Origin of the sequence: Pararobbsia alpina (assembly GCF_965118125.1) — a bacterium.
In the GTDB taxonomy this organism is placed as follows: domain Bacteria; phylum Pseudomonadota; class Gammaproteobacteria; order Burkholderiales; family Burkholderiaceae; genus Pararobbsia; species Pararobbsia alpina_A.
Window position 1 is genome coordinate 693,472 of the sequence record NZ_OZ221288.1, and the last position, 13,747, is coordinate 707,218.

Genomic DNA, 13,747 nt, shown 5'->3' on the forward strand with positions numbered 1-13,747 from the left:
AACCGGCGAGACGCGCGCGGTTGTAGGTCATTCGACCGGCCGCGAGGCCTCCGGCAGCAAGCGCGCAACCGTCGTCACCGCCTGTTCGATTTCCTTGGACCACGGGTAACTGTAATTGAGGCGAATATAGTTCCGGTAGCCGTGCTTGCGCACCGAGAACATATAGCCCGGGCCGATCGTGATCTTGTGTTCGAGGGCAAGCTGATACAGCGCCATCGAGTCGACTTCCGGCGCCAGCTCGACCCACAACACATATCCCCCGCGCGGATTGGTGGTGCGGGTACCGTCCGGGAAGAAGCGCTTGACGGCCGAACTCATAATGCTTGCCTGTTGCGCATAGGTCTTGCGCATCTTGCGGAGATGATGATCGTAGCCGTCGTTCCTCAGATACTCGGCAATCGCCATCTGCGGAATCGATGGCGTGGTCAGCGTATTCAGGAACTTGAACTTCTCGACGCGCTCGCGGTACCTCCCCGGCAGTGCCCAGCCGATCCGGTGCGCGGTCGTCAAGGTCTTCGAGAACGATGAACAGTGCAGCACGAGCCCTTTCTTGTCGAACGACTTGAGCGTGCTCGGGTGCGATTCGCCGTAGTACAGCTCGTTGTAGACACCGTTCTCGATGCACGGGATGTCGTGCTTGGCGAGCAGGTCGACCAGCGCCTGCTTGCGCTCATCCGACATCTGGAAGCCCATCGGATTCTGGAAATTGGGCATGACCATGCAGGCCGCGATACGCTGCTCGCCGATGATCTTGGCCAATGCTGCCAGATCGATTCCTTCACGCGGATGGGTCGCGACCTCGATGGCGCGCATGCCCATGCGTTCGATGGCGTGCAGCATCGCGTAGAACGTCGGCGATTCGACCGCGATCGTATCGCCGGGCTGCGCCACCGCCTGCAGGCACAGATTGATCGCTTCGGTTGCACCGACCGTCACGATGATTTCGTTCGGATCGACGCCCTGACCGTTCTCGAGGTAGCGCCGTGCAATCTGTCGAATCAGCTCCGGATTACCGGGCGGCAGATCGTCGATCACGTTCCAGTACGGATGCCGGCGCGCGACCGCGTTCGCATACTGGTTGAGCCGCTGAACGGCGAACTGAGACGGATCGGGATATGGAGAGCCGAGCGGCACCGCGTCATTCATGCGAATCGAACGCAGCGTCGAGAGCACCAGCCGGCTCACATCGACTTCCGCGGATACCGCAATCGGACGCGAGGATTGCAGCTCGGCGACGACCGGCTGCCCCACACGCCGGCGCACGAAATAGCCCGACTGCGGCCGGCTTTCGATGATGCCTTTGCTTTCGAGCAGCACATAGGCGCGCAGCACCGTCGTGATGCTGAGCTTGTGATGCTGACTGGTCTGACGAACCGACGGGATACGTTCCCCCGCGAGCAGCACGCCCGAGTCGACGAGCCCTTCGATTTCTGCAGCGAGCTTCTCGTAGAGTTTCACAACCGGCTTCCTTCCCTGATGGATGCGCGCCTGCACCGCTGAAAGGCGGCCAGTATAAGGGAAGCACAGCGCCTTATGCACGACGTGCCGGCGCGCGACTGTACTCCTTTCGATCTCCGGCTTTTGTGTGTCCCGCCCGGTGCGGTCAAAACTTATTCTGCGCATATCGACAGCACAGCGACGTTCGATATCGAACCGGGACCGTATCCGAGCCTCATCGGAAACGCGCCGGGCGCGTACCGAACCGGAACAGAACCGGAATCCTCCCGGATCGATCCGATCGCGCCGTTCAGGAGAATAAGGATCATGGCGGACATGAAACCCGATGCGCGCATCGCCCCCTATCATCACGCGGCGGCGGGCTGGGGCGCCATCAAGCAAGTCGCCATCAATCTCGTGCGCGAACGCGTGCCAGGCGGCAAGTACAAGCTGCTCTTCAAGCAGAACCAGCCCGACGGCTTCGATTGCCCCGGTTGTGCATGGCCCGATCGCGAGCACGCGTCGACCTTCGAGTTCTGCGAGAACGGCGTCAAGGCCGTCGCCGCCGAGGCGACCAGTAAGCGCGTGACGCCCGAATTCTTCGCGCAGCACACGGTCGCCGAATTGCTCACGCAGACAGACTACGAACTCGAGCAGCACGGACGCCTGACCGATCCGATGGTGTACGACGGCGCAAGCGACCGCTATGTTCCGATCTCATGGGACCGTGCGTTCGCGCTGATTGCCGAACACCTCAAAGGCCTCGACAATCCCGATCGTGCGGCGTTCTATACATCGGGGCGCGCGAGCAACGAAGCGGCCTTTCTGTATCAGCTCTTCGTGCGTGCCTACGGTACCAACAATTTCCCCGACTGCTCGAATATGTGCCACGAGGCCACGAGCCGGGGTTTGCCATCGGTGGTCGGCGTCGGCAAGGGTACGGTGACACTCGACGACTTCGAGCACGCCGATACGGTGCTGCTCTTTGGTCAGAACCCGGCGACCAATCACCCGCGCATGCTGGGTGAGCTTCGCGACTGCGCCAAACGCGGCGCGACACTCGTGTCGATCAACCCGCTGCGTGAACGCGGCCTCGAGCGCTTTTCGAACCCGCAAAACCCGATTGAAATGCTCACGATGGGCAGCACGGATATCTGCTCGGTGTTCGTTCAACCCCGTGTCGGCGGTGATTTCGCGCTGATCAAGGGGGTTGCGAAGCGCGTGCTCGAACTCGACGATACCGCCGTCACGGAAGGTCGCGAGCGGGTGCTCGACCTCGATTTCATCGAGCTGCACACGGCGGGGTTTGAAGCCTTCGCCGCCGATCTGCGCGACGAATCGTGGGATGCGCTCGTGGCGGCGTCCGGCGTGCCGCTCGCACAGATCCATGCGCTTGCGCAGATCTATGCGAAAGGCCGGCGCGTGATCAGCACATGGGGTATGGGCCTGACGCAGCACAAAAACTCCGTGCAGACGATTCAGATGCTCGCCAACCTGATGATGATGCGCGGCAATATCGGCCGACGCGGCGCGGGCCTGTGCCCGGTGCGCGGTCACTCCAATGTGCAGGGCGACCGCACGATGGGTATCGAGGAAAAGCCGACGCAGGCGTTTCTCGACCGGCTCAAGGAGGTCTATGGCTTCGAGCCGCCGCGCGAGCATGGCTACGACGTCGTCGAAACGATTCACGCGATGCTTGAAGGCAGGGTCAAGGTGTTTATCGGGCTCGGCGGCAACTTTTCGATGGCGACACCCGATACGCCGCGCACATGGCAAGCGTTGCGTCAGTGCGACCTGACGGTCCACATCACGACCAAGCTCAACCGCAGCCACCTGATTCACGGCACACAGGCCCTGATCCTCCCGACGCTCGGACGCACGGAAATCGATACGCAAGGCGGCGTCGCACAAGGCGTGACCGTCGAAGACTCAATGAGCATGGTGCATATCTCGTACGGCATGAACACGCCGGCGTCCGCAAACCTGATGTCGGAAGTGTCGATCGTCGCGCATATCGCCGATGCGACGCTCGGCAGCGCGAGTATCGACTGGCTCGCGTATGCCGACGACTATTCGCGCATTCGCGACGACATCGAGAAAGTCTTCGCCGACTTCTTCGACTACAACTCGCGCGTCGCCATCCCTGGCGGGTTCCATCTTGATGTGCCGGCGCGCGAACGCGTCTGGAACACGCCGACGGGCCGCGCCCAGTTCCTCGCGCATGCAATCGAATCCGACACGCCGATCGCGCGAGCACGCGAGCAGCACGGCAACCGGGTACTCACGCTGATGACCGCGCGCTCGCATGACCAGTACAACACCACGATCTACGGCCTCGATGACCGGTATCGCGGCGTATTCGGACAGCGTCGCGTCGTGTTCGCCAACCAGGACGACCTCGACATGCTCGGCTTCGAGGCCGGTGACTGGGTCGACATGACCACCGTCTGGGACGACGGCATCGAGCGCAGGGCCGACAAGTTCCTGCTCGTCGCGTACGACATTCCTCGCGGATGCCTCGGTGCGTACTACCCCGAGACCAATCCTCTCGTGCCGCTCACGAGCGTCGGCGATATCTGCAACACGCCAACGTCGAAGTCGATACCTGTCCTTCTTCATCGCAGCACGGCACCCGATGACGCACCGCGCAGTCTCGTACGCGCCGAGCCGGCCCGTGAGGAGCGTAAGGACCTTAAAGACCGTAAAGACCTTACAGACCGCGACGAAACGACGTCGACCGTGTCGCGCTTCGAAAACGTCGCTGCGATGTAACGGGCTGCCCTGCTGCCGACCCCCGCATTCTCTTTAAAGCTCGCTCGCCGATCCCATCATGCCTGTCAATGAACTCCTGAACCTGTCACGCGGCCAGTTCGCGATGACCGCGATCTTCCATATTCTCTGGCCGATTTTGACGATCAGCCTGTCCGCGTTCCTGCTGATCGTCGAAACCCTGTGGGTCCGCACGAGCGACGTCATGTACTACCGCCATGCGCGCTTCTGGAGCAAATTGCTCGTGCTCAACTTCGCGGTCGGCGTCGTCAGCGGCATTCCGATGGAATTCCAGTTCGGCACGAACTGGGCACCCTTCTCGCAGTTCACCGGTCAGTTCTTCGGCAATATCCTCGGGTTCGAAGGCGCGATGGCCTTTATGCTCGAGGCGGGTTTCGTCGGCGTCATGATGCTGGGTTGGGGCCGTGTGCCCAAGGGCGTGCACCTGTTCGCCACCTCGATGGTGGCACTCGGCTCGTCGATCTCCGCGTTCTGGATCATGGTCGCCAACTCGTGGATGCAGACCCCCGCGGGCATTTCCGTGCACGACGGCAAGGTCTTCGTCGACGACTATATGAAGGCGATCTTCAACCCCGACATGATCTGGGGCGTCTCGCATATGTGGGTCGCCGCGATCGAGACGGGGCTGTTTGTCGTGGCGGGTATCTCGGCGTACAACCTGCTCAAGCGCCGCAATGCCGCGTTCTTTATGCGCAGTTTCAAGCTCGCGCTCACGCTGCTCGTCGTCGTGGCGCCGTTGCAGGTCTGGCTTGGTGACTCGAGCGGCGTCGACGTGTTCGCGACCCAGCCCGCGAAGGGTGCAGCGATCGAAGGACACTGGCACACCAATGCGCCAGGAACGGGTGCGTCGTGGTCGCTGATTGCGTGGCCCGATCGCGCTACCCAGAAAAATGACTTCTCGCTCGAAGTGCCCGGCATGCTCAGCGTGCTCGGCACGCACAGCCTGCATGGCAAGGTCGTCGGCCTCGCCGATATTCCGAAGCAGGATCAGCCGCCGATGCTGCCGCTGTTGTACTACGCGTTCCGCGTGATGGCCGGCATCGGCTTCCTGTTCATGGTGCTCGCGTTCTGGACGGCCTTCGTTTTCCGGCGCACGCGTGGCCGCATCGATGCCCTGCTAGAACATCGCAAGCTGCTGCTTGCCTGGGTCCTTGCGATTCCGCTGCCGTATATCGCTGTCGAATCGGGCTGGATCGTGCGTGAGGTGGGCCGCCAGCCATGGGTCGTCTATGGTCTGCTGCGCACCCAGGACGCCGTGTCGTCGATCCCCGCCCATGAAGTCGGCGCAAGCATGATCATGTTCGCGATGTTCTACAGCGTGCTGATCGGCTGCTTCTTCTACTTCGCCCGCAAGTGGCTGCGCAAAGGCCCGGATCTCACCCTGATGCCGCCCGCCGACCCCGTCGACCCTCGCATCGCACGAGCCCACTTCGACTACTGAACGTGAACGATCCCATGCCGATGCTCATTGCTCCTGCCCGGCAAGGCGGATTCCGGGCGACTCCGCAAAGCAAAGCGCCGGCATCCGATCGCATCCCCGTCTCCCTGTTATGAACCGGTATTTGCCATGACTGACTCCCTTCACTCCATGCTCAGCACCGCGTGGTTCTGCGTGCTCGGCCTGATGCTCGTTTTCTACGTCGTGACCGATGGCTTCGACCTCGGTGTCGGCATCCTGAGTTTGCTGACCCGCGATGTCTCCGAGCGCGATCAGATCGCCCAGTCGATCGGCCATGTCTGGGACGCCAATGAAACCTGGCTCGTCGTGCTCGGGGGCGGCTTGTTTGGCGCGTTCCCCGCAGCCTATGCCACGCTGCTGTCCGATCTCTATGTGCCCGTCATGGCGCTGATCGCAAGCCTGATCCTGCGCGGCGCCGCGATCGAGTTCCGCCACGCAGCCACACGCAAACGCTTCTGGGACATCGTATTCGGCGTCGGCAGCCTGATGGCCGCGCTGTCGCAAGGCGTGATCCTTGGTCGCGTGATCACCGGTCTCGCGCCGGGTGCGTTGAATGCCAGCTTCACTGCCGTGACCGCGATCGGCGTCGTGTCCGGCTACTGCCTGCTCGGTGCGACCTACCTCGTCAAGAAGACAACCGGCCAACTCGAACGCGACGCGCGGCGCTTCACGCTCGCCAGCGTGTCGACCACCGTGTGCGCGGCGATCGTGTTGTCGGCGGGTACGATGATCTTCAGCCCGGTCGGACACGATCGCTGGGCCGAATCGAACGTGTTCCACGTACTCGTGCTGCTCGCGTGCATCGCCATCGTCGCCTTCGCCTATATCGTGCTTTCCGTGCAGACCGGCAGCCATCGCGGACCGTTCCGCGGCGCCGTCACCCTCTTTCTCGTGTCGTTCGCAGGACTCGCGGTCAGCCTCTTTCCCGATCTCGTACCGGGCAAGCTCTCGATCATCGATGCTGCATCCGACAACACCACCCTGGTATTCATGCTGTTCGGCATCGGCACGATCCTGCCGGTCATGATCGGCTACAACCTTTATCAGTATCACGTGTTCCGCGGCAAGGTCGGACCCGACGCGCACGACGAAACGCCTGCACCCGTGCGCACGCCGGCGCGCGTTCCGACGCGTACGGGCGGCGCGGTGCGCGGTCTGGCCGGCACCTCCAACCACGCAACGGTCGTCGTGGGCAGTGGCGTCCGCGCAGCGGGTTCGGCCCCGAGCAGCGCCCGGTTCGCAACACGACAGCCGTCAGAACATTGATCTGCCCCGTCGCGTCCGATACCCTTCGGGGTTTGTCCGCGACTCACTTTACGTTTCAGCGCCCGGCCGCAAGCGTGCACACGATGGTCCACCGATATGCTTGACTTCGAGATTGCTCAGCAACGCCTTGCACAAGGCGCGCGTCCTGTCACCGGGACCACCTCCATCGGCTTGTCGGAGGCCAGCGGTCGCGTGCTCGCCGAGACGATCATCGCCGGTGTCGATCTGCCGCCGGGTGACAACAGTGCGATGGACGGCTACGCCATTCGCTACTGCGATTTCGCGAGCGATGTCTCGCTACCGATCCAGCAGCGTTGCTTCGCGGGCGATATGCCGGCACCGCTGATTGCCGGTCAGGCAACGCGCGTCTTCACGGGAAGCCTGATTCCCGAGGGCGCCGACACGGTCGTCATGCAGGAATACGCCGTCGAACAGGACGGCGGCGTGCGCTTTACCGAAGCGCCGCGATCCGGCCAGCACGTGCGGCTGCGCGGCGAAGACATTGCCGCGGGCCAGCCGTTGCTCGATGTCGGCACGCGCATCTCTCCCGCGCATATCGCCTTGCTCGCCTCTCAAGGCATCGCCGAGGTCCGTGTATTCGATCGGCTACGTGTCGGCATTCTGACGACGGGCGACGAGCTGGTCGCACCCGGTCAGCTGCGTGCGCCTCAACAGATCTTCAACTCGAATGCGGCCATGCTGGCGGCGCTCGTCGAAGGCATGGGTGCACAAGCCGCCGAGGTGGTGCACGCCGCGGACGATGAACAAGCCTTGCGCGAAGCCTTGTCGTCGCTCGTCGCACAATGCGACCTGGTTCTCACCGTGGGCGGCGTGTCGGTCGGCGAGCGCGATCTCATCAAGCCAGTCCTCGAATCGCTCGGTGGCGATCTCGCGCTGTGGAAGGTCCGCATGAAACCGGGCAAGCCGATGGCGCTCGCCCATGTCAACGGCAAACCCGTCGTCTGCCTGCCGGGCAATCCGGGTTCGGTTTACGCGGTGTTCACGGTCATGGTCACACCGCTGATTCGCCGCATGCAGGGTCGCGCGGAAGTGTTTCCGCTGGTGGCACGCATTCCCCTGCGCACCGAACGGACGCTTCACGAAGCGCGCGAAGTCTTCCTGCGCGTGCGCTATGTGCTCAACGATCAGGGCATCGCCGAGTTGCTTCCGTACGGCAGTCAGGGCGCCGGAAATATCGGCGCGATGCCCGGGGCGAATGGTCTTGCGCGGCTCGCCGCCGACGTCGCGGTGTCCGATCGCGATCGCGTCGCCTATTACGATCTTCAACGCTGGCTGGTTTGATCCCCGGAATTGGGTTCGATCCCTTTAATTGGATCGCGCCCCGATAAACGTTCTCCGATTTGCCTCGATCGCAATACCCCTATCCTGCACGGGATTTTCTTTTGTGATATTGCTGGCCACCTCGTCGCATTTCGCTGGCCGTTATAGAACTGTAAAACGCGCGTGTCGACCGTCTAACTGCCGGATTAAAAAGAAAATAGCTGGCGCGAAAATGACGCGACCTTAAATAAAATTTCATCTGCCAGACCCCGCTTCTACAGACACCGTAAACGGTTCCGGCCATCATAATCGTGCGAACCGCATAAACCGGGATCGCACGGGCGTGTCAGTCTGCACCACGATTGTTTTCTTTTCTGAAACAGTGAAACCGGCGATATCGAGTTTATCGGAGCAGATTCTGCTCCTATAGTACCGGCTGATTATTGTGCGTCCGTCGAACGGCGGTCATTCGCGGCGCGGAATTTACTGAATCGGTTCAGCAAAATGTCACTATCGATGTATCAGGCCTCAGTGCCTGTTTTCCTGCGTGGATTCGATAATCTTGCCGTGCTGCTCGATCAGGCCGAAGAATTTTCGGCCAGCCGGAAAATCCACCCGTCCGTGCTGATCGAAGCGCGCCTGTTCCCCGATATGTTTCCGCTTGCCCGGCAAATCCAGCTGGCAAGCGATGCCGCCAAGCGGGCGACCGCGCGCCTTGCGGGCGTACAAGCGCCCGTCTACGAAGATATTGAAGTCACGTTTCGCGACTTGCAGGAGCGCATTGCGCGCACATGCGAGTTTCTTCGCGAAGTCGATCCGCATCGTATTGACGGCAGCGAAGCGCGTTCGATCGTGATGAAAGTCGGCGGCATCGATACGCCATTCACCGGCATGAGCTATCTGCTCTCGTTTGCACTGCCCAATTTCTTTTTCCATGTGACGACGGCGTACGACATCCTTCGCCATAACGGTGTGCCCATCGGCAAGTCCGACTATCTGGGACGCTTTGACGAAGAACACGCGCACGCACTCGCCGTGGCGTATTAAAGGCTGCTGTCGCAAACCCACCTGACGCCTCAACACGTTGAGAAGCGTCGGGGACAGAGGGGAGACGAAATGTAAAACGCCGGGCCCGAAAGGCCCGGCGTTTTGCTTTTACACCTTCGAATTCAGATCTGCGCCTGACCCTGCCCCTGGGCGCGCGCGGCTTCCTGCGCTTCGGAAAACTCACGCGTAAAAGCGATCAGTTTCGCGACGAATCGCTGCACCACCTCGCCGGCCTGATTCTTCGTTTCCGATGTCGTCGTCACGACGCCTTGGCCCGGCTTGGTTTTCGACGCACGGATTTCCGTCACCGTGGTCACCACATGCAGCCTGTCGCCGGGGCGCGTCGGACGCGGCCACGTGATCTCTCCGCCGAGCCCGATCGACCCGCCCGCCACCGGCACCCCGCCCTCCGTCAGCAAGCGCATCGTGACGGCGGCGGTGTGCCAGCCGCTCGCGGCAAGCCCGCCAAACAGCGACGAACGCGCAGCTTCTTCGTCCAGATGGAACGGTTGCGGGTCGAACTCCGCCGCAAAACGCTTGATATCCGCGGTCGTCATTTCGTACTCGGTGGATGTGTATTGCATCCCTTCTTCGAGTTCGTCGAGATACAGCTTTGTTCTCATGCCTCTCCTCCAGGTCGAGCATCGATGGCTCGTGATGTGACCGCGTGACGTGCACGCGACAGAATCGTGACGAATGCGTGATCAGACCATACGCGGGCGTCGAGCGTCCAGGCAGTTCCGTTTCGCCCGGATATCACCCAAAATATCGCCTCCCCAGCTTCAAGGTGCGAGTTCCGGCGCAGGTCCGCATGACTGCGGTTTTCGAAGCGTCCGGCAGGATCCCGGCCCTGGCGTGCCGGATCGTGCTGCATCGCAGAAAAAATCGCCGTCCGCAGCCCTCCCCGAATCTCGTGAAACCCCCGCCAGACAAGCCTCGGGACCCTCATAGCGTATGCCAATCGGCGACATTGATTTAAGCGATTTCTCATCCGCGATCAAATTACCGATACTGTGCAGCGCTGCACAACATTTCCAACCAAGCAAGGACTCTAGATGTCGATCATCAATTCCCAAGTCAAACCGTTCAAGGCAACCGCTTATCACAACGGCAACTTTGTGCCGGTGAGCGATGCGGACCTGAAGGGCAAGTGGTCGGTGGTTGTGTTCTACCCGGCGGACTTCACGTTCGTGTGCCCGACGGAACTCGGCGACCTGGCAGATCACTACGACGAGTTCAAGAAGCTCGGCGTTGAGGTCTACGGCGTCTCGACCGATACGCATTTCACGCACAAGGCTTGGCACGACACGTCGGACACGATCGCGAAGGTTCAATACCCGCTGATCGGCGACCCGACGGCTACGCTGGCTCGCAACTTCGACGTGCTGATCGAAGAAGAAGGCCTGGCACTGCGCGGCACGTTCGTGATCAACCCGGAAGGCGAGATCAAGCTGTGCGAAATCCACGACAACGGCATCGGCCGTGACGCATCGGAACTGCTGCGCAAGGTTCAGGCAGCGCAATACGTCGCGTCGCACCCGGGCGAAGTCTGCCCCGCCAAGTGGACCCCGGGCGCTGAAACGCTGGCCCCGTCGCTGGACCTCGTCGGCAAGATCTAAGCGGCACGCCGCTTGCGGGATTCACCCCAACACGCTGAATCCCGCGAAAATCTTCTGCTGCACCCTTCGGGGCGCGGGTAGTCTGCGCCCCGAAATCTCTCTCACGTTGCAATCGTTACGGATCGACACGCCATGCTGGATGCAAATCTCAAGACCCAGTTGAAGAACTATTTGGAAAAGGTCACGCAACCGATCGAGATTGTCGCGTCCATCGACGATTCGGCCAAGTCGCGTGAGATGACCGAACTGCTCAACGAGATTGCCGGCCTGTCGAATCGCATCACGCTCATCGAGCGCAGCGACGACGACCAGCGCAAGCCATCGTTCTCGTTGAATCGCCCGGGTCAGAATCTCGGCATTCGTTTTGCCGGCATTCCGATGGGCCATGAATTCACCTCGCTCGTGCTCGCCCTGCTCCAGGTCGGTGGTCACCCCGTCAAGCTCGAAGACGACGTGGTCGAAGCCATCAAGAACCTCGACGCAGACTACGAGTTCGAGACGTATATTTCGCTGACCTGCCAGAACTGCCCGGAAGTCGTGCAGGCGCTGAACGTGATGTCGCTGATCAACCCGCGCATCCGTCACGTCATGATCGACGGCTCGATCTATCAGGACGAAGTCAAGCAACGCGAGATCATGGCGGTGCCGACGGTCTATATGAATGGTCAGGTGTTCGGCCAGGGCCGCACGGGCGTCAAGGAAATCCTCGCGAAGCTCGACAGCAATGCCGGCGCACGCAAGGCCAAGGAACTCGACGCGAAGGACATGTTCGACGTGCTGATCGTCGGCGGTGGCCCCGCAGGCGCAGCGGCTGCGATCTACGCAGCGCGCAAGGGTATCAACACCGGCGTCGTCGCTGAACGTTTCGGCGGTCAGGTGCTCGATACGCTCGCCATCGAAAACTTCGTGTCGGTCAAGGAAACGGAAGGACCGCAGTTCGCTACGGCGCTCGAGCAACACGTCAAGCAATACGAAGTCGACATCATGGATGTCGAGCGCGCGACGCAGCTCGTGCCGGGCGACAAGCATATCGAGGTCAAGCTCGCGAACGGCGCGACGCTCAAGAGCAAGACAATCGTGCTGGCCACGGGCGCACGCTGGCGCGAAATCAATGTGCCGGGCGAGCGCGAATACCGTAACCACGGTGTTGCCTACTGCCCGCACTGCGACGGCCCGCTGTTCAAGGGCAAGCGCGTCGCCGTGATCGGTGGCGGGAACTCGGGCGTCGAAGCGGCGATCGATCTGGCCGGTATCGTGAGCCATGTGACGCTGCTCGAATTCGCACCGGACCTGCGCGCCGATGCGGTGCTGCAACGCAAGCTTTATAGCCTCAAGAACGTCGACGTCATCACGAATGCGCAGACGACCGAAGTTCAGGGCGATTCGAAGAAGGTCAACGGCCTGACGTACAAGGACCGCAAGAACGACGAGATCAAGCATCTCGCGCTCGAAGGCGTGTTCGTGCAGATCGGCCTCGTGCCCAACACCGAATGGCTGAAGGGAACGGTCGCGCTGTCGAAGCATGGCGAGATCGAAGTCGATGCGAAGGGCCAGACGTCGGTGCCGGGCGTGTTCGCCGCAGGCGACGTGACGACCGTGCCTTACAAGCAGATCGTGATCGCAGTCGGCGAAGGTGCGAAGGCCGCACTGAGCGCGTTCGATCACCTGATCCGCACGTCGATCGACGAGCCCGCAACAGCTAACGCAACGGTCGCTGTACCGGCGTAATCGCACGCAAGGTCGTGGCAGCGTGATTTGACGCGGTTGGCGTTACATCACGAGCCACGCACCACCTGACGCGAAACATCGCGTCAGGATGATCAAAGCCCGCCATCCGGGCCTGCATGAGTCTTCGCTGGGGAGGCTGATGCAGGTGGAATGGCGGGCTTTCTGCTTTCTGCTTTGTGATACCGCGTTAAGCGACGCTACGCAAGTCACTCTGTTGCAGGATCTCCAGCAAGGTCTGCGCGGGTTTGCTCAGACGCTTCGATCGCAGAAACACGAATTCGACTTCGGGCAGCGAAGGCAAGCTCGATACATTGACGGGCGAATCAATCCCCGGAGCGGTCAGGAAGGCCGGCTGCGCCGTAATCCCCAATCCCCCTCTTGCCGCTGCAATACATCCTGTGTGACTGCTGCTCGTACAAATCACGCGCCACGGCAAGCCACCCGCGGCGACGGCGTTGAGCGTCAGCGACCGCGTGATGCTTGGCTCTGGCAACAGTAGCAAGGGCAACGGCTGCTTGATATCGATGACCGTGCCCGCCTTGCCAAGCCACTTGAGCGGTTCCTTAAACAGCGTCACGCCGGCGGGCCCCGATTGCCTGCGCTTGCCGATCAGCAAATCGAGCGAATCGGTGTCGAGTTGCTTATAGAGATCCACGGTCTTGCCGATCGTGATCTCGAGCTCAACATCGGGATGCATGTCACGAAAGGCCGCGAGTGCCCTCGGCAACGGACCCAACACCAGGTCGTCAGACGTTCCGAAGCGGACCCGCCCGCGCAGACGCGGGCCCTTGAACTGGGATTCGGCGCGCGCGTGCGCCTCGAGAATCAGACGCGCGTGAACGAGCAGGCTTTCGCCATCCGCGGTCAGCGCCAGAGAATGCGTGTCGCGGATAAACAGGCGCCGGCCGACGCTTTCCTCGAGACGTCGGATATGGTCGCTGACGCTCGATTGCGTCAGACCCAGTCGCCGCGCGGCATCCGTAAAGCTTCGCGAGCCGGCAACGGTCGCGAATGTCTGGATCCAGACAGGGTTCAGCATGGAGTGGTCATCGGCATATCCGATTGCAGTCACAGGTTCTAGTGGACTTCCCAATGATAGGCCGCTTTCTTATCATTGCGT

General features: G+C 61.5%; 9 protein-coding genes and 1 pseudogene. 7 read left to right on the forward strand and 3 right to left on the reverse strand.

Annotation, left to right across the window (positions count from 1 at the left end):
• Positions 1-27: 27 nt before the first annotated feature.
• Entirely contained in the window at positions 28-1,458 is a 1,431-nt protein-coding gene (locus ACMFWR_RS21440) for a PLP-dependent aminotransferase family protein (RefSeq protein WP_413196701.1), read from the reverse strand.
• A gap of 306 nt (positions 1,459-1,764) precedes the next feature.
• Between ACMFWR_RS21440 and ACMFWR_RS21445 the strand changes: the two genes are divergently transcribed.
• The 5 genes and pseudogenes from ACMFWR_RS21445 to ACMFWR_RS21465 all read left to right on the forward strand — a co-directional run bounded on the left by ACMFWR_RS21445 (position 1,765) and on the right by ACMFWR_RS21465 (position 9,280).
• Positions 1,765-4,209 (forward strand): FdhF/YdeP family oxidoreductase, encoded by a 2,445-nt coding sequence (locus ACMFWR_RS21445; RefSeq protein WP_413196702.1) that lies wholly within the window; start codon positions 1,765-1,767, stop codon positions 4,207-4,209.
• A gap of 58 nt (positions 4,210-4,267) precedes the next feature.
• Positions 4,268-5,668: a cytochrome ubiquinol oxidase subunit I gene (locus ACMFWR_RS21450; protein WP_413196703.1), complete on the forward strand. Its 1,401-nt coding sequence runs from the start codon at positions 4,268-4,270 to the stop codon at positions 5,666-5,668.
• A 126-nt stretch (positions 5,669-5,794) separates the two neighbouring features.
• Positions 5,795-6,772: pseudogene (gene cydB / locus ACMFWR_RS21455) on the forward strand (cytochrome d ubiquinol oxidase subunit II); the annotation flags it as partial.
• A 276-nt stretch (positions 6,773-7,048) separates the two neighbouring features.
• Positions 7,049-8,254, forward strand: coding sequence for a gephyrin-like molybdotransferase Glp (gene glp / locus ACMFWR_RS21460; RefSeq protein ID WP_413196704.1), 1,206 nt, complete (start codon positions 7,049-7,051; stop codon positions 8,252-8,254).
• A 483-nt stretch (positions 8,255-8,737) separates the two neighbouring features.
• Positions 8,738-9,280: a DUF1993 domain-containing protein gene (locus tag ACMFWR_RS21465; RefSeq protein WP_413196705.1), complete on the forward strand. Its 543-nt coding sequence runs from the start codon at positions 8,738-8,740 to the stop codon at positions 9,278-9,280.
• A gap of 122 nt (positions 9,281-9,402) precedes the next feature.
• Here the strand turns inward: ACMFWR_RS21465 and ACMFWR_RS21470 are convergent, their stop codons facing one another.
• Positions 9,403-9,903, reverse strand: a complete 501-nt coding sequence (locus ACMFWR_RS21470; RefSeq protein WP_413196706.1) for a MaoC family dehydratase — start codon at positions 9,901-9,903, stop codon at positions 9,403-9,405.
• A gap of 432 nt (positions 9,904-10,335) precedes the next feature.
• Between ACMFWR_RS21470 and ahpC the strand changes: the two genes are divergently transcribed.
• Positions 10,336-10,899: an alkyl hydroperoxide reductase subunit C gene (gene ahpC, locus ACMFWR_RS21475; protein WP_413196707.1), complete on the forward strand. Its 564-nt coding sequence runs from the start codon at positions 10,336-10,338 to the stop codon at positions 10,897-10,899.
• A 132-nt stretch (positions 10,900-11,031) separates the two neighbouring features.
• The gene (ahpF, locus tag ACMFWR_RS21480; protein ID WP_413196708.1) at positions 11,032-12,627 is read left to right on the forward strand and encodes an alkyl hydroperoxide reductase subunit F; all 1,596 of its coding nucleotides are present in this window, start codon (positions 11,032-11,034) and stop codon (positions 12,625-12,627) included.
• A 187-nt stretch (positions 12,628-12,814) separates the two neighbouring features.
• Here ahpF and ACMFWR_RS21485 read toward each other — a convergent pair whose 3' ends face one another.
• The gene (locus ACMFWR_RS21485; protein WP_413196709.1) at positions 12,815-13,666 is read right to left on the reverse strand and encodes a LysR family transcriptional regulator; all 852 of its coding nucleotides are present in this window, start codon (positions 13,664-13,666) and stop codon (positions 12,815-12,817) included.
• Between the last annotated feature and the right edge of the window lie 81 nt (positions 13,667-13,747).

Bases quoted from the DNA above. Each gene is read 5' to 3' on its own strand.
- ACMFWR_RS21445 (WP_413196702.1), top strand. From the start codon at position 1,765: ATGGCGGACATGAAACCCGATGCGCGCATCGCCCCCTATCATCACGCG.
- ACMFWR_RS21470 (WP_413196706.1), bottom strand. From the start codon at position 9,903: ATGAGAACAAAGCTGTATCTCGACGAACTCGAAGAAGGGATGCAATAC.
- ACMFWR_RS21465 (WP_413196705.1), top strand. From the start codon at position 8,738: ATGTCACTATCGATGTATCAGGCCTCAGTGCCTGTTTTCCTGCGTGGA.
- ahpF (WP_413196708.1), top strand. From the start codon at position 11,032: ATGCTGGATGCAAATCTCAAGACCCAGTTGAAGAACTATTTGGAAAAG.
- glp (WP_413196704.1), top strand. From the start codon at position 7,049: ATGCTTGACTTCGAGATTGCTCAGCAACGCCTTGCACAAGGCGCGCGT.
- ACMFWR_RS21485 (WP_413196709.1), bottom strand. From the start codon at position 13,666: ATGCTGAACCCTGTCTGGATCCAGACATTCGCGACCGTTGCCGGCTCG.
- ahpC (WP_413196707.1), top strand. From the start codon at position 10,336: ATGTCGATCATCAATTCCCAAGTCAAACCGTTCAAGGCAACCGCTTAT.
- ACMFWR_RS21450 (WP_413196703.1), top strand. From the start codon at position 4,268: ATGCCTGTCAATGAACTCCTGAACCTGTCACGCGGCCAGTTCGCGATG.